At 71.6% G+C, this 19,168-nt stretch carries 21 protein-coding genes; 13 read left to right on the forward strand and 8 right to left on the reverse strand.

The window, feature by feature from the left end; all coding sequences use genetic code 11:
- Window positions 1-3: 3 nt before the first annotated feature.
- The gene (locus tag ACQPY0_RS23350) at window positions 4-330 is read right to left on the reverse strand and encodes a hypothetical protein (protein ID WP_432992378.1); all 327 of its coding nucleotides are present in this window, start codon (window positions 328-330) and stop codon (window positions 4-6) included.
- Window positions 331-520: 190 nt separating this feature from the next.
- On the opposite strand from ACQPY0_RS23350, the gene ACQPY0_RS23355 reads away from it, so the two are divergent.
- Both ACQPY0_RS23355 and ACQPY0_RS23360 read left to right on the forward strand, forming a co-directional pair.
- Complete coding sequence (locus ACQPY0_RS23355; protein ID WP_432992381.1) at window positions 521-925, forward strand: nitroreductase family deazaflavin-dependent oxidoreductase; 405 nt, start codon at window positions 521-523, stop codon at window positions 923-925.
- Between the two features lie 82 nt (window positions 926-1,007).
- A complete protein-coding gene (locus ACQPY0_RS23360; protein ID WP_432992384.1) occupies window positions 1,008-1,400 on the forward strand; it encodes a hypothetical protein in 393 nt (130 codons plus the stop codon).
- Between the two features lie 20 nt (window positions 1,401-1,420).
- On the opposite strand, the gene aceB is transcribed toward ACQPY0_RS23360, so the two are convergent.
- On the reverse strand, window positions 1,421-3,013 hold the full coding sequence (gene aceB, locus ACQPY0_RS23365) for a malate synthase A (RefSeq protein WP_432992387.1): 1,593 nt from the start codon (window positions 3,011-3,013) through the stop codon (window positions 1,421-1,423).
- Window positions 3,010-4,257, reverse strand: coding sequence for an isocitrate lyase (gene aceA, locus ACQPY0_RS23370; protein ID WP_432992390.1), 1,248 nt, complete (start codon window positions 4,255-4,257; stop codon window positions 3,010-3,012). The genes aceB and aceA overlap by 4 nt, the downstream gene beginning before the upstream one ends.
- Window positions 4,258-4,406: 149 nt before the next feature.
- Here aceA and ACQPY0_RS23375 point away from each other — a divergent pair, with 149 nt between their 5' ends.
- The 7 genes from ACQPY0_RS23375 (at window position 4,407) to ACQPY0_RS23405 (ending at window position 10,238) form a co-directional block, all read left to right on the forward strand.
- The gene (locus ACQPY0_RS23375; protein WP_432992393.1) at window positions 4,407-5,795 is read left to right on the forward strand and encodes a short-chain fatty acyl-CoA regulator family protein; all 1,389 of its coding nucleotides are present in this window, start codon (window positions 4,407-4,409) and stop codon (window positions 5,793-5,795) included.
- 141 nt (window positions 5,796-5,936) lie between these two features.
- Entirely contained in the window at window positions 5,937-6,857 is a 921-nt protein-coding gene (locus ACQPY0_RS23380; RefSeq protein WP_432992396.1) for a PQQ-binding-like beta-propeller repeat protein, read from the forward strand.
- A 123-nt stretch (window positions 6,858-6,980) separates the two neighbouring features.
- Complete coding sequence (locus tag ACQPY0_RS23385; RefSeq protein WP_432995347.1) at window positions 6,981-7,139, forward strand: hypothetical protein; 159 nt, start codon at window positions 6,981-6,983, stop codon at window positions 7,137-7,139.
- Between the two features lie 295 nt (window positions 7,140-7,434).
- Window positions 7,435-8,649 carry an RNA-guided endonuclease TnpB family protein gene (locus tag ACQPY0_RS23390; RefSeq protein ID WP_432992399.1) on the forward strand — a complete coding sequence of 405 codons (1,215 nt, stop codon included), beginning with the start codon at window positions 7,435-7,437 and terminating at the stop codon, window positions 8,647-8,649.
- 178 nt (window positions 8,650-8,827) lie between these two features.
- Window positions 8,828-9,559 (forward strand): cellulose binding domain-containing protein, encoded by a 732-nt coding sequence (locus ACQPY0_RS23395; protein WP_432995350.1) that lies wholly within the window; start codon window positions 8,828-8,830, stop codon window positions 9,557-9,559.
- A gap of 116 nt (window positions 9,560-9,675) precedes the next feature.
- A complete protein-coding gene (locus tag ACQPY0_RS23400; RefSeq protein ID WP_432992402.1) occupies window positions 9,676-10,092 on the forward strand; it encodes a hypothetical protein in 417 nt (138 codons plus the stop codon).
- Window positions 10,089-10,238 (forward strand): hypothetical protein, encoded by a 150-nt coding sequence (locus ACQPY0_RS23405; RefSeq protein WP_432992405.1) that lies wholly within the window; start codon window positions 10,089-10,091, stop codon window positions 10,236-10,238. The genes ACQPY0_RS23400 and ACQPY0_RS23405 overlap by 4 nt, the downstream gene beginning before the upstream one ends.
- A gap of 73 nt (window positions 10,239-10,311) precedes the next feature.
- Here the strand turns inward: ACQPY0_RS23405 and ACQPY0_RS23410 are convergent, their stop codons facing one another.
- The 3 genes from ACQPY0_RS23410 to ACQPY0_RS23420 form a co-directional block, all read right to left on the reverse strand.
- Window positions 10,312-12,108: an EAL domain-containing protein gene (locus ACQPY0_RS23410; protein WP_432992408.1), complete on the reverse strand. Its 1,797-nt coding sequence runs from the start codon at window positions 12,106-12,108 to the stop codon at window positions 10,312-10,314.
- A gap of 134 nt (window positions 12,109-12,242) precedes the next feature.
- Entirely contained in the window at window positions 12,243-13,754 is a 1,512-nt protein-coding gene (locus ACQPY0_RS23415) for an alkaline phosphatase PhoX (RefSeq protein ID WP_432992411.1), read from the reverse strand.
- A 161-nt stretch (window positions 13,755-13,915) separates the two neighbouring features.
- The gene (locus tag ACQPY0_RS23420) at window positions 13,916-14,056 is read right to left on the reverse strand and encodes a hypothetical protein (RefSeq protein ID WP_432995352.1); all 141 of its coding nucleotides are present in this window, start codon (window positions 14,054-14,056) and stop codon (window positions 13,916-13,918) included.
- A 5-nt stretch (window positions 14,057-14,061) separates the two neighbouring features.
- On the opposite strand from ACQPY0_RS23420, the gene ACQPY0_RS23425 reads away from it, so the two are divergent.
- Window positions 14,062-14,232, forward strand: a complete 171-nt coding sequence (locus ACQPY0_RS23425; RefSeq protein WP_432995966.1) for a hypothetical protein — start codon at window positions 14,062-14,064, stop codon at window positions 14,230-14,232.
- 172 nt (window positions 14,233-14,404) lie between these two features.
- Here ACQPY0_RS23425 and ACQPY0_RS23430 read toward each other — a convergent pair whose 3' ends face one another.
- Together ACQPY0_RS23430 and ACQPY0_RS23435 are read right to left on the reverse strand one after the other, a co-directional pair.
- Window positions 14,405-15,391, reverse strand: a complete 987-nt coding sequence (locus ACQPY0_RS23430) for an ABC transporter permease subunit (RefSeq protein WP_432992414.1) — start codon at window positions 15,389-15,391, stop codon at window positions 14,405-14,407.
- Window positions 15,388-16,215: an ABC transporter ATP-binding protein gene (locus tag ACQPY0_RS23435; RefSeq protein WP_432995354.1), complete on the reverse strand. Its 828-nt coding sequence runs from the start codon at window positions 16,213-16,215 to the stop codon at window positions 15,388-15,390. Before ACQPY0_RS23435 ends, ACQPY0_RS23430 begins: the two co-directional genes overlap by 4 nt.
- A 96-nt stretch (window positions 16,216-16,311) precedes the next feature.
- On the opposite strand from ACQPY0_RS23435, the gene ACQPY0_RS23440 reads away from it, so the two are divergent.
- The 3 genes from ACQPY0_RS23440 to ACQPY0_RS23450 all read left to right on the forward strand — a co-directional run bounded on the left by ACQPY0_RS23440 (window position 16,312) and on the right by ACQPY0_RS23450 (window position 18,997).
- Window positions 16,312-16,965, forward strand: a complete 654-nt coding sequence (locus tag ACQPY0_RS23440) for a response regulator transcription factor (protein ID WP_432992417.1) — start codon at window positions 16,312-16,314, stop codon at window positions 16,963-16,965.
- 5 nt (window positions 16,966-16,970) lie between these two features.
- Window positions 16,971-18,134, forward strand: a complete 1,164-nt coding sequence (locus tag ACQPY0_RS23445; RefSeq protein ID WP_432992420.1) for a sensor histidine kinase — start codon at window positions 16,971-16,973, stop codon at window positions 18,132-18,134.
- A gap of 125 nt (window positions 18,135-18,259) precedes the next feature.
- Entirely contained in the window at window positions 18,260-18,997 is a 738-nt protein-coding gene (locus tag ACQPY0_RS23450; RefSeq protein ID WP_432992423.1) for a hypothetical protein, read from the forward strand.
- The last annotated feature ends 171 nt before the right edge of the window (window positions 18,998-19,168 follow it).

A 19,168-nucleotide genomic window follows, 5' to 3' on the forward strand; every position in this document is an offset into this window, starting at 1 on the left:
GCGTCAGCGGATCACGCGGCAGACCAAAGCGTCGGCGCTGCCGCGGAAGGCGCTCATCACCACGTCCGGGGTGAGGTACTTGCACGCCAGGTACGGGTCGCCGGAGCCGACGTACTGCATCGGGGTCACCGACGCGTTGTAGCAGCGCAGGCCGGAGGCCTCGTAGAAGCCGATCCACGCGGCGGAGTACTTCGAGTGGCAGTAGTCGCCGATGGACAGCGGGCCGAAGGGCACGTCCACGGTGGCGGCGTGTGCGGGGGCGGCGAAGGCCAGGGTGGCCGCGCCGGCCAGGGTCGCACCGGCGGCGATGGTGAGGAGACGTCGGAACACGGGCACCTCCACGGCTTGGGGAGACCCGATTATCGAAGATGGAAACTTTGTTAATCAATAGATGGTCATGACAGCCATGCTGTGCAGGGCGTCCCCGGCGCCGCGCGGCACTGTTACGGCTGGGCCCCTGCTGCAGGACTCGGCCGGCAACGAGTTCTGTCTGACCCGCGCCTGTGGTGTGATGGATGGCGTGAGCGACTGGAATGTGAAGATCATCGAGGAGTTCCGCGCCAACGACGGCAAGGTCGGGGGCCCGTTCGAGGGCGGCACGCTGCTGCTCATCCACCACCACGGCGCCCGGACCGGCACCGAGCGCGTCAACCCGGTGGCCTACCTGCCCGACGGCGACCGCATGGTCATCGTCGCCTCGGCCGGCGGCGCCGACAAGAACCCGGACTGGTACCACAACCTCAAGGCCAACCCCGACACCACCGCCGAGGTCGGCACCGACGAGCTCGACGTCCGCGTCGAGGAGATCCTCGGCGACGACTACACGGCAACCTGGCAGCGCCTGGTCGCCAGGATGCCCGGCTTCGCCGACTATCAGACCAAGACGAGCCGCCGGATCCCGCTGCTGTCCGTGACCCGCCGCTGAAGCCAGGCGGAACCCGATGTCATCGTGCTGCCCGTCGGCGCGGGAGCGTCGCTTTTCGTGACCGATTGATTACGATGCGCTCATGAGCGTGGTTGCGGCGCGGGTGCCGTTTCTCGGGGGGATGCGTCTGCGGCGGGCGGTGGCGCCGGCCGGGTTCGAGGGCGCCACGGTGCCCGGGTTGTCGGTCCGGTTCTACCACCGGGCGGAGCGGGGCCGGACGGCGTCGCTCGGATCGTACCGATACGCCGGGTGGGAGGTCCTGCGCGCCTGGGGCTGGGCCGACCAGCCGCACTGCGCGTTCTCCGCCGTGCGCGGCCGTGACGGCCGGTGGGGGCCTGTGACCACCGGCTGTCCGGACGTCGAGACGCTCACCGAGGAGGGCGTCGTCGTGGGGGTACGGCTGGGCGCGCTGCTGTGCCGCGACGGCCGCGTCCTGACCGCCGCGGCTGAGGCGATTCCCGGGCCGCGCCGATGAACAGCGTGGCCCGGGCGGGCTCAGTGGGATGCGGACGGGGCCAGGTGGCAGTACGCGTCGGTGGTGAAGAACGGCGGCAGGTGCTCCTCCAGCGCGGCGCGCTCCACCACGCCGGCCGCCTCCACGGCGCGGACCCGGTCCGGGCCCTCGCGGCCGTCGAGCAGTTCGGCCAGGGCGCCGGCCAGCAGGGCGCGGACCAGGTCTTCGGTGACGGTGCCGCCGCCGGCCAGCGGGGTGCGGTGGTGCAGCCACTGCCAGACCTGGCAGCGGGCGATCTCCGCGGTGGCCGCGTCCTCCATGAGATTCTGCAGCGCGACGGCGCCGGTGCCGCCGAGCCAGGCGTCGATGTACCGCAGTGCCACCACGATGTTGGCCCGCAGCCCCGCGGCGGTGACCTGGCCGGGGGTCTTGTCGACGGCGAGCAGGTCCGTGGCGGTCACGTCGACGTCGTCGCGGAGCCGGTCGAGCTGGTTCGGGCGCACGCCCAGCACGGTGTCGAACACCTCGCGGCACGTGTCGACCAGGCCCGGGTGCGCGACCCACGAGCCGTCGAACCCGTCGCCGGCCTCGCGCTCCTTGTCGGCGCGGACCTTCGCGATCGCGGCCTCGTTGACGTCGGGTGAGCGGCTGGGGATGAACGCGGCCATCCCGCCGATCGCGTGGGCGCCGCGCTGGTGGCAGGTGCGCACCAGCAGTTCGGTGTACGCCCGCATGAACGGCACCGTCATCGTCACCTCGGAGCGGTCGGGCAGGACGAAGTCCGACCACTGGCCGAAGTTCTTGATGATGCTGAAGATGTAGTCCCACCGGCCCGCGTTCAGGCCTGCCGAGTGTTCGCGCAGCTCGTAGAGGATCTCCTCCATCTCGAAGGCGGCGGTGATCGTCTCGATGAGCGTCGTGGCGCGGATGGTGCCCTGGGGCAGCCCGAGGTACTGCTGCGCGAAGACGAACACGTCGTTCCACAGCCGCGCCTCGCGGTGGTCCTCCAGCTTCGGCAGGTAGAAGTAGGGGCCGGAGCCGGCGTCGAGCTGGCGGCGGGCGCAGTGGTAGAGGTACAGGCCGAAGTCGACCAGGCTCGCCGAGATCGGGCGGCCGTCGACGACGATCCACTTCTCGACCAGGTGCCAGCCCCGCGGGCGCACCACGATGGTGGCGATCTCCGGGCCCAGGGTGTACCGCTTGCCGCGCTCGTCGGTGAAGTCGAGGCGCCGGTCGAGCGCGTCGATGAGATTGAGCTGCCCGCCGATGACGTTGTCCCACGTCGGGGCGGTCGCGTCCTCGAAGTCGGCGAGCCAGACCTTCGCGCCGGAGTTGAGCGCGTTGACGGTCATCTTGCGCTCGGGCGGGCCGGTGATCTCGACCCGGCGGTCGGCCAGGCCGGGCGCGGGCGGCGCCACCCGCCACGCCGGGTCCTGGCGCACCCGGGCGGTCTCGGGCAGGAAGTCGGGCATCTGGCCGGTCGCGAAGCGCGCGCGGCGGGCGCGGCGGGTGTCCAGCAGTGCCACGCGGCGGGCCGCGAAACGGTCGTCGAGCGCGACCAGGAACTGCAGTGCCCCGGGCGTGAGGACCTCGTCATAGCGCTCGGCGATGGGGCCGATGACTTTGTACCTCATGCGAACTGCTCCACTTCTGTCGAGCCGCGCAGCGCGGTGGTCTCGCCGGCCGGGTTCAGCACCGTGCTGATCCGGTCGAAGTAGCCCGTGCCGACCTCGCGCTGGTGCTTGACGGCGGTGTAGCCCTCGGCCTCGGCGGCGAACTCGCGCTCCTGCAGCGACACGTAGGCCGGCATGCCCTCGGCCGCATAACCACGGGCCAGGTCGAACATCGAGTAGTTCAGCGCGTGGAAGCCGGCCAGGGTGATGAACTGGAAGCGGTACCCCATGTGCCCGAGCTCGCGCTGGAACTTGGCGATCGTCGCCTCGTCGAGGTGCTTGCGCCAGTTGAACGACGGCGAGCAGTTGTAGGCGAGCATCTGGTCGGGGTACACCTCGCGGATCGCGGTGGCGAAGCGCCGCGCGACCTCCAGGTCCGGCGTGCTGGTCTCCATCCACAGCAGGTCGGAGTAGGGCGCGTAGGCCAGGCCCCGCGCGATGCAGGCCTCGACGCCGCTGCGGAACCGGTAGAAGCCCTCGGCTGTGCGCTCGCCGGTCACGAACGGCCGGTCACGCTCGTCGACGTCGGTGGTGAGCAGCGTCGCGGCCTGCGCGTCGGTCCGCGCGACGACGATCGACGGCACCCCGGCCACGTCGGCGGCGAGCCGGGCCGCCTGCAGCGTGCGGATGTGCTGCGCGGTCGGGATGAGCACCTTGCCGCCCAGGTGGCCGCACTTCTTCTCGGAGGCGAGCTGGTCCTCCCAGTGCACCCCGGCCGCGCCGGCGGCGATCATCGCGCTCATCAGCTCGTAGGCGTTGAGCACACCGCCGAAGCCGGCCTCGGCGTCGGCGACGATCGGGGCCATGAAGTCGGTGCCCTCGACCTGCCCGGCGCGCAGCAGCGCGTTGTTGATGCGGCGCACGACGGCGGGCACCGAGTTGGCCGGGTAGAGGCTCTGGTCCGGGTACGTCTGGCCGGCCAGGTTGGCGTCGGCGGCGACCTGCCAGCCGGACAGGTAGATCGCCTTGAGCCCGGCGCGCACCTGCTGGACAGCCTGGTTGCCGGTGAGTGCGCCGAGGGCGTGGATGTAGTCTTCGTCATGCAGCAGCTGCCACAGCCGCTCGGCGCCGAGGCGGGCGAGCGTGTGCTCCTCCCGCACCGGCCCCCGCAGCTGCACGACATCCTGCGGGGTGTAGTCGCGCCGCACGCCTTTCCAGCGCGGGTCGCTGTCCCATTCCTGCCGCATTTGTTCGACTGCGTCCATCGCTTCCGCTCCCTTGATCGCTCCTACTTCCCGACGGTGACACGGGGGATCAGGGCCGGTCGAGGTACGGAAGGAGCCAAGTCCTGCCAAGTTTCCGGGCGATTTTGCCAACTTGCGAAATCCACGTTTGACATCGGTGCTATAGGTGGATGATGGCCAGGATCTTCGCCGGTGCCCGGCTGCGGCGGCTCCGCGAGGAGCGCGGGCTGAGCCAGACCGATCTCGCTCGGCACCTGAGCATCTCGCCGAGCTACCTCAACCAGATCGAGCACGACGTGCGGCCGCTGACCGCGCCAGTGCTCATCCGGGCCACCGAGCTGTTCGGCGTCGACCCGGCGGTCTTCGCGCCGCACGACACCCCGCAGCTGGTCGCCGCCCTGCGTGAGGCGCTCGGCGGCGCCGGCGGGGTCGCCGACCTCACCGAGCTCGCCTCCCGCCTGCCGGAGGTGGCCGAGTCGGTGATCGAGCTGCACCGCCGCTACCGGCACGTCGCCGACCAGCTTACGGAGCTCGTCGGCGATCGCGGGCAGCTCGGGCGCAGCCCGCACGACCAGGTGACCGAGTTCTTCTACCGCCGCCAGAACTACGTGCCGCAGCTGGACGAGGCCGCCGAACTGCTCGCCGCCCGCATGCGCCTGCGCCGCGGCGAGGTCCGCCCGGTGCTGCGGGACCGGCTCGCCGAGCGTCACGACGTGCGCATCGAGCACGAGGATTCCTTCGGCGGCGAGCTGCACCGCTTCCGCCCGCACACCCGCACCCTGCACCTGTCCAGGTCGCTGCGCGCCGGCCAGGAGGCGATGCGGATGGCGGCGCAGCTGGCGCTGATGGAGTACGCGGACGTGATCGACGAGATCGTCGAGGAGGAGCGCTTCGACGACGTGCAGACCCAGATTCTCACCCGCGTCGGGCTGGCCAACTACTTCGCCGCGGCGCTGATCCTGCCGTACGAGCAGTTCCTGGCCGCCGCCGAGGCCCGCCGCTACGACATCGACCTGCTCACCGAGCACTTCGCGATGGGCTGGGAGACGGTCTGCCACCGGCTGAGCACCCTGCAGCGCCCGCGCGCCCGCGGCGTGCCGTTCTCCTTCGTCCGCGTCGACCGCGCCGGCAACATGTCCAAGCGCCAGTCGGCGACCGGCTTCCCGTTCTCCCGCACCGGCGGCACCTGTCCACTGTGGAACGTGTACGAGGCCTTCAGCTCCCCGGGCCGCCCGGTGACCCAAATCGCGGCGATGCCGGACGGGCAGCGGTACCTCTGGATCGCCCGCACGATCACCCGCCACAACGGCGGCTACGGCCAGCCGGGCAAGGTCTACGCGATCGGCCTGGGCTGCGAGATCCGCCACGCCCCGCGCCTGGTCTACTCCACCGGCATGGACCTGCACGACGCGGACGCCGCGATGCCGATCGGCCCCGGCTGCAAGACCTGCGAGCGCGCGAACTGCCCGCAGCGGGCCGCCGCCCCGATCAGCCGCCAGCTCGACCTGGACGAGAACCGCAGCACCTTCATCCCCTTCCCGCTCAAGGACGGCTCATGAGCCGGCGGATGGGCGCCTGAACCTTTCACGGTGTGCATGCCCCGTGACCCGGAGTGCGCCCCGACTGTTCCGGAAATTCTTTGAAAGTTCCGGCCGCCCGCGTACGTTGATGGCCGTCAATCGATGGCGCGAGGGGGCGATATGAGACCTTTGATCGCACTGGCGGCGGTGTGCGTCGCGGCGGCCCTGACAGTCGGCGCGGCGGAGTCCGCCGGGGCCGCGGACGATCCACAGTGGACGATGGGCGGGCAGGACATCGGGAACAGCCGGAGCAATCCGGCGGAGACGATCCTCGGGCCGGGGACGGTCGGGCGGCTGGGGCTCGCCTGGTCGTACACCACCCGCGGCGACGTGTCGGCGACGCCCGCGGTGGCCGGGGGAGCCGTCTACTTTCCGGATTGGGGCGGGTACTTTCACAAGGTCGACGCGGCCAGCGGGGCGGTGATCTGGTCCCGGGCCGTCTCGTCGTACGTCGGCGGCAGCGGCACCGTCGTGTCGCGCACCAGCCCCGTGGTCGCCGGCGACACCGTCTACATCGGCACGCAGGCCGGCGCGCGGGTGCTCGCGATCGACACCGCCACCGGCAACCTGCGCTGGAACGTGGCGGCCGACCCGCACCCGCGGGCCGTGCTCACCGGCGGTGCCGTCTACTACGACGGCGTGCTCTACCAGGGCGTCTCCTCCGACGAGTTCTCCCTGGCGAGCAACACCGCCTACGACTGCTGCACGTTCCGGGGCAGCCTGGTCGCGCTCGACGCGGCGACGGGCGCGCAGCGCTGGAAGTCCTACACGCTGCCGGACCAGGGGCCGGGCGGCGACATCTACAGCGGGGCCTCGGTGTGGGGCACGACGCCGAGCATCGATCCGGCCACCAACAGCGTCTTCATCGGTACCGGGCAGAACTACTCGATCCCGCGCAGCGCGACGGACTGCCAGAACGCCGGCGGTACTCCGCAGCAGTGCATGCCGGCGTGGAACGCCAAGGACTCGATCGTGGCGATGGACCTCACGACCGGCGCGATCAAGTGGAGCACCGGCCCGGCGCCCAGTCTGGCTCGATGAGGCTTCGCGCTGATCGACCCAGACCAGGCGTTCGACGAGTGGAACTTCGCCTGCCTGCCGGGCAACCCGCCCAACAACTGCCCGAACCCGGGTCCGGACCACGACACCGGCGACGGCACCCACCTGTTCACGCTCACCAACCCCGACGGCACGACCCGCCGCGCGGTCGGCGCGGGGCAGAAGAGCGGCGAGTTCTGGATGCTCGACGCGGCCACGGGGTTGCTAACTGATCGGCATGTTGTCAGCGTTCGTCAGCGACGCTCGGTTAGTATCGATGTGTGAAGTGGTCCGGGTGGGCGCGTCGTAACGGCGTGGACCATGGGACCGCCCGGTTGTGGGTGAAGAGCGGGCGGATGCCTGTTCTGGTGGTCAGGACCGGCACAGGCCGGTGTCTGGTCTTGGAAGCCGCGGGCAGTGCGATTGGGCGTACGGTCGCATTCTGTCGGGTGTCGTCAGCCGGTCGGCGCGACGGCCTGGGCCGGCGGGCTGGCCGGGTTGTCACCGCCGCGACGGCGGTCGGCCCGGGGCAGGGCCGGGGCAAGGCTGCGCCGGTGTTGAGCGCGGCTGAGGTGGCCGGGTGAGCCGGGTCAAGCAGGGTTTCCGGGTCGAGTTGGCGCCCACGCCCGGGCAGGTCGAGGCGATGGGCCGCCACGCCGGGCTGTCGCGGTTCGTCGAGAACTACGCCCTGGACAAGATCCGGGCCGCGTTCGCGCAGCGAGCCGCCGAGCGCACTTACGGTGTCCCGGACGAGCGGTTGACCCGGGCGCCGTGGACGGCGATCGATCTGGAAAAGCTGTGGCGCGCCGAGCATCCGGCGGTCGCGCCGTGGTTCGCCGGGTCCGGTCTGTCCTCGCGCGTCCCGAAGGAGGCATGCCGGGTGCGGGCGGCCGGCTTGCGCAACTGGTGGGCGTCGAAGACCGGGAAGCGTCGGGGCCGCAAGGTCGGCTTTCCGAAGCTGCGCAAACGCAAGCATGGTTCCCGGTTCCGGTACGACGCCGACCGGGTCCGGCCCGCCACTGACGCCACGGTCAGCCTGCCGGGTATCCCGGGTAAGGTCGCCACCCGCGAAGATCTGTCGTGGCTGACTGTCCGGCTCGGTGACGGCCGCGCCCGGATCATCGGTGCCACCGTCCGGGAGCGGGCCGGGCGCTGGTGGGTGACGTTCCAGCTCGACATCGACCGGTCCGGCATCAACACGGCCCGTCAGGTCGCCCAGGACGCGCCGGCGTGCGGGATCGACCTCGGGTTGCGCACGTTCGCGGTGATCGCCGACGACACCGGCACCGTCGAACAGGTGCAAGCACCGCGCGCGCTCAAGGCCGCGCAGCGCAAGCTTCGTCGGGCGAACAAGGCCCTGGCCCGCGCACAGAACGGCAGCAACAACCGAGACAAGGCCCGGCGGAAGGTCGCCGCGCTGCACCTGCAGGTTGCGCACCGGCGCAGCGATTTCTTGCATCAGCTCACCACGAGGCTCGCGAGAACCAAACGCGCCATCGCGGTCGAGTCGCTCAACGTGGCCGGGATGGTCCGCAACCGGCGCTTGGCCCGCGCTGTGTCCGACGCCGGGTTCGGCGAGTTCATCCGGCAACTCGAATACAAGACAGGCTGGTACGGGGCGAAACTGTGGGCCGCCGACCGCTGGTATCCCAGCTCGAAAACCTGCTCAGCGTGCGGTGTCGTCAACGCCGGGCTCACCCTCGCGGACCGGTCGTGGACATGCCAGTGCGGCACCACCCACGACCGGGACCACAACGCGGCCCGCAATCTCCTCGCCGCGATGCACCCAACGTGATCATCAATCGTCGGCCCGCAGTTCCGGGAAGACCCAAAACGCCTCGGCGGAGGACACGTAAGACCACCAGCGAAAGCCGGCGGCAGCGCCCGATGAAGCAGGCAGAGAATCCCTGAGATTCTCAGAACGGCAGATCATCTGGAGCGCGGCGGTCGGGCCCGGCTCGACGCAGGGCGGCATACAGTGGGGCACCGCGACCGACGGCCGGCGCGTGTTCTTCACCGAGAGTGACGCCGACGGGGTGCAGTACACGCTGCCGAACGGCCAGCGGATCGCCTACAGTTCGTTCGGCGCCTTGGACGCGGCGACCGGCCGGGTGCTGTGGCAGGTCCCGGAGCCGCACGGCGGCCGCTCGATCAGCCCGGTCACGTACGCGGGCGGCGTGGTCTACACCGGCTCGATGAACAACTCCATGTACGCGCTGGACGCGAGCAGCGGCCGGACGCTGTGGGAGTACCAGGGCGCGGGCTCGTCCAACGCGGGCCCGGCGATCGTCGGCGGCCGGCTGTACTGGGGCAACGGCTACTCCCGCGGCGGTACCGCGAGCACCAAGTTCTACTCCTTCGCCCTCACCGCCGGCCCCTCGTCGTCGAGCCCGCCGCCGGCCGGCGCCTGTACCGCGACCTACCGCGTCATCAGCCAATGGCCCGGCGGGTTCCAGGGCGAGGTGACCGTGAAGGCGGGCCCGGCACCGGTCAACGGCTGGTCGGTCCGCTGGGCGTTCGCCAGCGGCCAGACGATCACCCAACTGTGGAACGGCACCCCGACGACGAGCGGCGCCAACGTGACGGTGCGCAACGTGACGTACAACGTGACGATCCCGGCGGGTGCCACGACGACGTTCGGCTTCCTCGCCGGCTGGAACGGCACCAACGCCGTCCCGTCGCCGGTCACCTGCTCCAGCCCGTAGCCGGGTCGCGCGGCGGCCTCCGCCGAGGTGTCCGGGGATTCGGGCGAACGGGCAAGAGCAGCTCGACCCCGACACGAGGAGGCCGCCGTGCGCTGGCGTCGTATACGGTGGAGACCATGACTGCCGCCAAGCCCGGCAAGGCCGCGCAGTCGAGCTGGGCCGCCAAGGTGCTCGGCATCGACTACGGGGACCTGCCGAACCTTGGCCGGCCCTGGACGAAAGGCGACGTCCGGGCGCTGCGCGACAGTAAACCCGAGTGGCTGACCGAAGCACGTCGTCGTCACTCCGTCCGGAAGCAGGAGGCGGCCGAGGCCAGAACCGCGGAACTGGTAGCGGCGTTCGAGCGGCTCGGTTACGACGCCCCGGACCTCGGCACACTGGACCAGGCGCTCCTCTACATCGACGGCGCCCGGATCCACCTGATGAGCGAGACGCGCTGTTCCGAGGGCGAAGCCGACCGCGCCGCGTGGCGGCGGTGGCCGAGGTCGATGGCCGCCGAGGAGCACGACGCTGATCGTGGGAACTTCTGGTGAAGATCGTCGTGCAGGTCCGGTTGTTCCCGGACGTCGTCCAGCAGACGGCGTTGCGGGGGACGCTGGACACAGCCGGCTGCGGCCAACACCGGTCTGCCGCGACGGCACGCCGCGATCAGCTTCGCCGTGGTGCGCACGGCGATTGACGGCACGAACGCGAACCGGGTCCGCCCGGCCGTTGTGAACCAATCCTCGGATCCCGGAAAACCGTTGCCCGGCTCAGCCGCGGTGCCGGCCGGCCTTGATCGGCGGGCGGTCCAGGGTCTGCAACGGCACGCTGGCCACGCCGCGCGGCCGCCCGGTGCGCAGCAGGGCGGTGAGGTGGTCGGCGGGGGCGGGCAGGCCGAGCAGGTAGCCCTGCGCGTATGGCACCCGCAGCCGCCGCAGCGAGTCGAGTTGCTCGTCGTCCTCGATGCCCTCGGCGGTGACGTCGACGCCGACGCTGCGGCCGAGGTCGCCGAGCAGCTTCACGACGGCGTGGTCGCCGCGGCTGTCGAGCATGCGGGCGACGAACGAGCGGTCGATCTTGATGCCGGTGACCGGCAGGGCTGAGAGGTGGCGCAGGGTCGCCGAGCCCGCGCCCATGTCGTCCAGCACGATGCCGACGCCCTGGGCGCGCAGCTCGTGCAGCTGGCGCACGACGCCCTCCAGCTGGGCGAGGTCGGCGGACTCGGGCAGCTCGACGCGGATGCGCTCGGGGCCGAGCCCGGCGTGGCGCACCGTGGCGAGCAGCTGATCGGTCAGGCCGGGGGTGCTCAGCGTCTCGACGGTGAGGTTGACGTTGACGCACCGCGGCGCGCGCTCGCCCAGCACGGCGTCCCAGCCGGCGAGGTCGGCGCAGGCCCGCTCGAGGACCCAGCGGTCGACGGCCGGCATCTGCTTGGCCCGGGCCGCGTCGGGCAGGAAGCGGTCGGGGGTCAGCAGGCCGTGCTGCGGATGCTGCCACCGGATGAGCGCCTCGACGGCCCAGACCCGCCCGTCGTCGACGCCGACGATCGGCTGGTAGAACAGGCGCAGATCGCCGGCCGACATGGCGGCGAGGACGCTGTCGCCGACGCCGGGCCGGGGCGCGGCGTGCGCGGGCACGTCGACGGTGACGCGGACCTTGTCGCCGCCGGCCTGCTTCGCGCGGTACATCGCCGCGTCGGCTTCGCGCAGCAGCGTCTCCGGATCGGCCCCGGCCGCGCCGATCGCGACGCCGATGCTCGCCCCGCTGTGCGCGGCCGCCGGCAGCTGCGGGTCGGGCGTCGCGATCGCCAGCCGGAACCGCTCGCCGAGCGCGGCCGCGGACAGCTCCGGCGTGCGGCCCCCGGCGATGCGGGTCAGCACCGCGAACTCGTCGCCGCCGAGCCGGGCGACGAGATCGCCGTCGTCGGCCGCCGTGGTGAGCCGCTGCGCGGCGGAGACGATGAGCCGGTCGCCGACGGCGTGCCCGAGAGAGTCGTTGACCTGCTTCATCCGGTCGAGGTCGATGAAGACCACGGCGACACCGGGCTGCCCGGCGTCGCGGCAGGCGGCGGCGAGCCGGTTGAGGAAGCGCGCCCGGTTGGCCAGCCCGCTGAGCGGATCGCTCACGGCCTGCATCGTCATGAGGTCGGCGAGCGCCTCGTAGAGCCGAGCGGCCGAGACCCGGGCCAGGCGGCCGTCGGGGCGGCGGATGAGCACGTCGTCGTAGCGGCGGACCCGGTCGCGCCGGCTGACCTGCTCGCACACGTCGACCACGAGCGCGGTCTCGTCGACGATCATCGGCGCGGGGTCCGCGGTGCTCCCCGCCGGGGTCTTCTCCCACAGCGCGCGCCCGTAGCCGAACGGGCCGGACATCAGCTGGGCGAACCGGTCCCGGCTGATGAGGCCGATGCCGCCGTCGAGATACATCACGGCGACGCACGGCAGCGCCGGATCGGCGCGGAAGATGAGGTCGAGTTCGCCGCAGCGCATGGTGGCCTCGACCGCGGCGATCGGCCGGGCAAGCGGCCCCACCGTGTCGGCCGGGCGCCCGGGTGGGACCTGTGCCACGCCGTCAATCATCAACGAGGCAATCCGTTTCACCAAGCCCGAATCCGGCTTCGGCCTGACTCGGAATCCGGCCGGGCCCCGCGGCGTGAACGCCGCGGGGCCCAGGTGTTGCGACAGCGTTTCGGGCGGGCGAATCAGCCGAGGTACTTCTCCCAGGGCCCGGTGATCGCCAGCGTGATACCGGGGGCCTGGATGTTGACGAAGAGCACCTTGCCGTCGGGGGAGAACGTCGGGCCGGTGAACTCCGAGTAGGTCGGCGAGCCGTTGGAGGTGCCGATGCTGAGCATGTTGCGGGCGATCGCGTAGGTCGGGCCGCCCGGCACGGAGCTGAGCACGTGGGAGGCGCGCACGCCGTCCTCGGCCAGCACCAGCGTGCCCCACGGGGTGACGGTCACGTTGTCGGGGCCGTCGAAGGTCAGGTCGGCGTACTTCGGGCTGGCGCCCTCGGTCTCGGCGGCCGGGTTGTGCGGGAAGTACGTCACCAGCGTGATCGTCTCGTCGGCGTAGTTGTAGAACCAGACCATGCCGTCGTGCTTGGTCGCGTCGGCCGGCAGGTCGTTGGCGCCGAAGGCGAAGCTGTTGACGATGTAGCAGCCCTTCGAGGTGCTCCAGACGCCCTCGAACTTCTTGCCGCGGGTGACCTGGCCGTCGGCGAACTGGGTGCGGGTCGTCTTGGTGACGGCGTCGCGGTCGGGGACCTCGATCCAGCTGACCTTGAACGGGCGGCCCAGCTGCGCCGAGGTGAGGTACGCGACGTCGGGCAGGACGCTGCCGTCGTCGAGGCGGATCTGCATCGCCTCGAGCTTGCCGACCGTCTCGTCGAGGCGGTTGGCCAGGCCCGACTGCAGCTTGATGTTCTCGGTGTTGCTCCAGCGGTAGAACAGGCCGTTGGGGCCGCTCGCGTCCTCGGAGATGTACACGTGCTTGCCGTTCGGCTCGACCGCGAGGGCCTCGTGCTCGAAGCGGCCGAACGCCTTGATCGGCTTGGGCAGCTGGTACTTCGAGTCGTTCGGCAGCACCTCGAAGACGTACCCGTGGTTCTTCTGGTACGTCCCCGTGTGCCCGTTCGCCGACCAGGTGGCGCCGGCGTTGATGAACGTCTCCTCGCACGTGAGCCAGGTGCCCCAAGGCGTCACGCCGCCGGCGCAGTTGCGCACGGTTCCGGCGATGCCGACCCACTCCTCGATCGGGCGTCCGCTGCGGTCGGTGAGGATGACCGTGCAGCCGCCCGCGTTCTCCGCGCCCGGGTCGTAGACGGTGCCCTCGATGTGCGGCACGCCGTAGGTCGACATGTGCGGGGTCAGCTCGTGGTTCTGGATGATGGTCAGGTTGTTCTTGGTCGAGCCCACGACACCGGTGCCGTCGTGGTACGCCGGGGTCTTGCCCTGGCCGCCCGACATCTCGGTCTCGCCCTCGCGGGTCACGATCGTGTACGAGAACCCGGCCGGCAGCGCCAGGATCCCCTTGGGGTCATCCTGCAGCGGTGGGAACGGGCGGCCGGTCGCGGCCTTGACGTCGTTGCCGTTGCCGTTGTTGCCGGCCGCGGCGGCCGCCGGCTCGGCGAGGGTCGGCAGCGCGCCGGCGACGGTGAGCCCGACGCCGGCGGCGGCCCCGCCGGTCAGCACCTGACGACGAGAAATGGTCATCCTTGAACGCTCCTCTGGGCGGCTGAGATTCTGTGCATCACTGACTTGAGGAGCCTCCGAGTCCCATTTGAACCGAGGGAGAACGCCTGGTTAAGGGGGAGCGTGCAGCGAGCCATGTCCATTCCTGGATAAGGTAAGCCTAGCCTCAGTGAATGTCGGTTTTACGGGTAACTGATCACGTTGTGCGTCCAGCCGTTCACGCCGTCGGCGGAGACGTCGACGCGGTACGCCTTCGCGCAGGACCGCTGCCACTGCAGGACCACCTGGCACAGCGGCGTCGTCGCGCCGAGGTCGACCCGGATCCACTGTGGATCGGCGCCGTGCGCGCTGGGCCAGCGGCCCGGTCGCCTCGTACGCCAGCCAGGGCATGGACCATGGTGGCGCTGCCTCGACGGCCTTGGCCGGCGAGAGCGAGCCCGACTCGACCGGCGAGGCGGTGGCGGCGCTCGCCGGCGCAGTGAGCGCGACCAGCGCGTAGGCCGGCCCGCGGCGAACACCGCGAGCACGGCCGCGGGAACGCGCCGGCGGAAGGGTGGGTTGGCATGGCATCTCCCAGGAGAGCATGGCGGCATGCCCAGCACCGTCCACTGAGGACGGTGGCGCCCCGGGATCGCGGGCGCCGGGCGGCTTGCCAAAAGTTGCCAATTCGATCACCGGCGGCGGATTCGCCAGAACGCCAACCCGCCCAGCAGGGCCGCCAGGACCAGATACGCCGACAGCTCGATCCACTGGAACGGCCAGTAGCGGCTGCCGGGCTGGTACGTGTACTGGATATGCAGGTTCTGCTTGCCTATGCACGCCATGTCCTGGTCGAATTCGCCGGTCATGCAAGCGCGGGCCTGCGTGCCCGTGTAGGGCGTGCCGTCGGCGTTGAACACCTGGTTGACCGAGTCCATCGACCAGGCGCCCGGCAGCGTGTAGCCGATCACGCGGGCCGCCGACGGGTTCGCGCCGAAGCCGTGCGCGTGCGCCATCACCTCCGGGGTCAGCGCCACCGTGGTCGTCAGCGGCGGCAGGAGGTGGACGCGGACCACCGTCGGCACCACGATCTGCAACACCGCGAAGACCCCGACGACGATCGCCATGCTCGCCACGGTGCGGCGCGCCAGCAGCCCGACGACGACGCCGAGGACGAACGCGAACGCGGCGTACCCGAGCGGGACCACGTTGCGGGCGGCGAAGTTCAGCGCGGCGAAGCGGTTGCCGGCGTAGGAGTCGTAGCGGCTCGCGCTCCACGTGAGCAGCAGGCTGAACAGACCGGTGACCGAGACGGCCACGGCACCCACCACGGCCAGCTTCACCGCGAGCCAGCGCCCGCGGGTCACGCTCTGGTTCCACACCAGCCGGTCGGTCTTCGTCTCCAGCTCGCGGGCGACGAGCGGGGCGCCCCAGAACGCGCCGATCAGGCCCGGCACGGCGATGAGCAGCATGCCCAGCAGGGTGAGCGGCACCTCGTACCGGTCGGTGAACAACCGCCGCGTGGTGGCGCAGTCCGACGGCAGGCAGTTGACGACGTCGGTGGTGTAGTCGTGGCGGATTCCCACCCCGAGGTACACCAGGTAGGCCGCCACCGCCACGAGCCCGGCCGCGGCGACGAGCGCCTGGACCCGCAGCTGCCGCCAGGTCAGCCAGATCACGACGGGACCCCCTGCGCCATCATGTACGCCAGCCCGACGTCCTCGAGGTCCGCCCGCTCGGCGCCGGGGATCGGCTCGCCGCTGCGCACGACGGCCGCGCCGCGCTCCGCGTGCACCACCCGGGCCCCCGCCGGCAGGTCACTTCGCTCGGGCAGCCGATAATGTACGGCGAGCAGCTCGCTCACGTCGCCGGCGAGCTGGACACGGCCGCCCGCCAGCACGATCAGGTGATCGCACACGTGCGCCAGGTCGCCCAGCAGGTGCGAGGACAGCACGACGCTCACCCCGAGCTCGCCGGCGAACTCCAGCACGTCGTTGAGGAACGCCCGCCGCGCGATCGGGTCGAGCGAGGCCACCGGCTCGTCGAGGATGAGCAGCTCGCCGCGCTTGGCCGCCGCGACGGTCAGGGCGAGCTGGGCCCGCTGGCCGCCGGAGAGCTGCCCGGCCTTCTGCGCCGGATCGAGGCCCAGCCGCTCGACCCGCCGCCGGGCCAGGGCCGCGTCCCAGCGGGGGTTGAGCCGCGCGCCGAGGCGCAGGTGGTCGGCGACCGACAGGCCCGCGTACACCGGCGCGTCCTGGGCCACGAACCCGACCCGGGCCAGCTGGGCGGCGCTCGCGGCCGGCGCGGCGCCCAGCACCTCGATGCGCCCGGTCGTCGGCGCGAGCAGCCCGCACGTGAGCGCGAGCAGCGTGGACTTGCCGGCGCCGTTGGGCCCGACGAGGCCGGCGATCCGCCCCGCCGGCACGCTGATGGTGCAGTCGGCGAGGGCGGTTCGGCGGCGGTACCGCTTGCCGAGCCCCGCCGTCTCGATGACCGCTGTCATGGAAGTCATGCCGGCAGTTCTAGCCCGCGGGCGGTCACAGCACGGTCCGCGCCGTTGTGACCGGCGTGTGACCGCCGCGCGGCTACGCTCGGCGGGATGAGGGTGCTCGTGGTGGAGGATCAGCGCCAGCTCGCCGACTCCGTCGCGCGGGTCCTGCGCCGTGAGGGCATGGCGGTCGACGTCGCCTACGACGGCGCGGCCGCGCTGGAACGCACCGACGTGGTGGAGTACGACGTGGTCGTGCTCGACCGCGACCTGCCCGGCGTGCACGGCGACGACGTGTGCCGCGCCCTCGTCGCCCGCGAGGCGCCCACCCGCGTCCTCATGCTGACCGCCTCCGGCACCGTCGCCCAGCGGGTCGAGGGCCTCGGCCTCGGCGCCGACGACTACCTGCCCAAGCCGTTCGCCTATGCGGAGCTCGTCGCGCGCATCCGCGCCGTCGGCCGCCGGACCCGCCCGGCCGCCCCGCCCGTGCTCACCCACGGCGACCTGCGGCTCGACCCGGCCCAGCGGGTCGCCACCCGGGCCGGCGCCCGGCTGCCGCTGAGCCCGAAGGAGTTCGCCGTGCTCGAATACCTGCTCGCCGGCCGTGGCCGGGTCGTCTCGGCCGAGGAACTGCTCGACCGCGTCTGGGACGAGGCCGCCGACCCGTTCACCACGACCGTCAAGGCGACCATCAACCGGCTGCGGGCCAAGCTCGGCGACCCGCCGCTCATCGAGACGGTCGCCCGCGCCGGGTACCGGATCTGAGCCCCGTGCGCCCCGCGAACCGCCTGCGGTGGCGGCTGACGCTGCTGTACTGCGTCGCCACCGTCATCTCCGGCGCCGTCCTGCTGCTGCTCGTCGTCGCCGTGGCCCGCGGCCTCCCGACGGCCGACACGGCCGTGCCCGGCGCCGAGATCCGGTTGGCCCGCCCGGTCCCGCCGCCCCGCGACGGCGGCCTGATCCACCTCGGTCAGGACGCCTCGGATCGGTACACCCGCCAGATGCTCCTCGTCCCCGGCCTCGCGTTGCTCATCATGGTCCCCATCTCCCTGGGCTTCGGCTGGTTCTTCGCCGGCCGCGTGCTCCGCCCGGTCCGCACCATGACCGGCTCCCTGCAGCGCATCTCCGGCCGCAACGTCCACGAGCGCCTGGCGGTCACCGGCCCCCGCGACGAGTTCAAGGACCTGGCCGACACCATCGACGGCCTGCTCGGGCGCCTGGAGACGGCGCTGGACGGCCACAAGCGCTTCGTCGCCAACGCCGCGCATGAGCTGCGCACCCCGCTCACCGTCGAGCACGCCCTGCTCGAGGAGCCGCTCATCGACCCCGCCGCCACAGTGGGGGAGTACCGCGCCAACTTCGAGCAGCTTCTGGCGGTCAACCGTGCCCGCGGACGGCTGCTGGAGTCGCTGCTGACCCTGGCCGGCAGCGAGTCCGCCCGCGAGGGCGGCGAGCCGGTCGACCTGGACGCGCTGGTGCGCCTGGCCCTGGCCGAGCGCGCCGCGGAGCTCACGCGCAACGCCCTGCGCGTCGAGGCGACGATCCGCCCGGCCCGCATCACCGGCGACCCCACCCTGATCGCGCGCCTGATCGCCAACCTGTGCGACAACGCCATCCACTACAACGAGCCCGGCGGCGTCGTCGAGGTCACCGCCCGCGTCAGCGACGGCCACGCCCGCCTGGTCATCGCCAACACTGGCCCCGAGGTCCCGCCCGACCAGGTCGACCGGCTGTTCGAGCCGTTCCAGCGCCTGCGCCGCGTGTCCGACGACGGCCATCACGGCCTGGGCCTGTCGATCGTCCGCGCGATAGCCCAGGCCCACGGCGCCCGCGTGCTGGCCCGAGCCCGCCACGGCGGCGGCCTGACCATCGAGATAGTCTTCCCGTTCCGTGACGGTGAGATCGCGCTGAGCCACATCGGCAAGGTCGATTAGATGGCGTGGTGTAAGGTGCATCAGAGCGGCGCGGCACCGACCGGAATCCGTGCATGACACCCGGGACCGGGATCGTCGTGGATCTCCGGCCGTTTTTGTCGTACCCATGGTGCAGACTGCGTGGCGTGGATTTGACGTTTGCGTTCGCCGCCCTGCTCGGGCGGTCCGACTTCCCGGCCGGCTCCTACGACGCCTACTACGGCGGCGACACCCTCGACGAGTTCCTGCTCCCGGCCCCCTGGCTCACCCCGGCCGCCCTCGCGTCGTCCGCCCCGGTCGGGTTACCAGCCGTCGACGACTGCTACCTCGACGACGACCATCAGGCCCTCGCCTGGGAGTTCGACCTGGCCAATTCGCTGTTCGCGGTCGAGTGGGCCGACGACGTGCTGCCGGCGGCGTTCCTCGCCGACGTGCGGGCGGCCGATGCCGACATGCTCGTGCGCGGCGCCGACCTGGGCGTGCTGCTCGCCCGCCACGGCCTCGACCTGACGGCCGAGCCGGCGAAGCGGCTGAACTATCGCATCTCGGCGCTGCTGCGCCTGGCCACGGACGGCACCCTGCACGACGCCATGCGCATGGCGACCTTCACGCACCGCCTGCCGGCGCTGGCCTCGTTCGGCTCGGAAAGCCCGCGGCGGGTCGAGGAGGGCTGGGAGGCGGCGCTGGCCGCGGTCGAGCCGCCGGATCTGCGTGGCCACCTGCGCCTGCACTGCCTGGAGCCGTTCTGGTCGCGGGACGCGGGCGCCCGCTACCTGGGCGCGGACGAGTGGCCGACCGGCACCTCGGTCCTCGACGGCCGACGCAAGCTGCTGGCGGGTTGGGAGTTCGGCGAGTCTCAGTCGGGGGTGGCCGTGGTCGCCTGAGAGCGCGGTGATACCTCGACGTGATCTTCGTTGAGCGTGTCGGCGAAGATCACGTCTGTGTCGTTGTGTCGGCAACCCGGCATATCCGTCATCGCCGACCGAGTCGCAGTGGGCAGTTGTCGCACCGCTGTTGCCAGTGCGGGATGCGCCCGCATGCGCAGGTCATCCTGC

This window comes from Dactylosporangium sp. CA-233914 (genome assembly GCF_050942935.1).
GTDB lineage: Bacteria > Actinomycetota > Actinomycetes > Mycobacteriales > Micromonosporaceae > Dactylosporangium.

Excerpts from the sequence above, each read along its gene's own strand:
- ACQPY0_RS23400 (WP_432992402.1), top strand. The coding sequence starts at position 9,676 with ATGACTGCCGCCAAGCCCGGCAAGGCCGCGCAGTCGAGCTGGGCCGCC.
- aceB (WP_432992387.1), bottom strand. The coding sequence starts at position 3,013 with ATGAGGTACAAAGTCATCGGCCCCATCGCCGAGCGCTATGACGAGGTC.
- ACQPY0_RS23415 (WP_432992411.1), bottom strand. The coding sequence starts at position 13,754 with ATGACCATTTCTCGTCGTCAGGTGCTGACCGGCGGGGCCGCCGCCGGC.
- ACQPY0_RS23440 (WP_432992417.1), top strand. The coding sequence starts at position 16,312 with ATGAGGGTGCTCGTGGTGGAGGATCAGCGCCAGCTCGCCGACTCCGTC.
- ACQPY0_RS23380 (WP_432992396.1), top strand. The coding sequence starts at position 5,937 with ATGAGACCTTTGATCGCACTGGCGGCGGTGTGCGTCGCGGCGGCCCTG.
- ACQPY0_RS23435 (WP_432995354.1), bottom strand. The coding sequence starts at position 16,215 with ATGACAGCGGTCATCGAGACGGCGGGGCTCGGCAAGCGGTACCGCCGC.
- aceA (WP_432992390.1), bottom strand. The coding sequence starts at position 4,257 with ATGGACGCAGTCGAACAAATGCGGCAGGAATGGGACAGCGACCCGCGC.
- ACQPY0_RS23375 (WP_432992393.1), top strand. The coding sequence starts at position 4,407 with ATGATGGCCAGGATCTTCGCCGGTGCCCGGCTGCGGCGGCTCCGCGAG.
- ACQPY0_RS23360 (WP_432992384.1), top strand. The coding sequence starts at position 1,008 with ATGAGCGTGGTTGCGGCGCGGGTGCCGTTTCTCGGGGGGATGCGTCTG.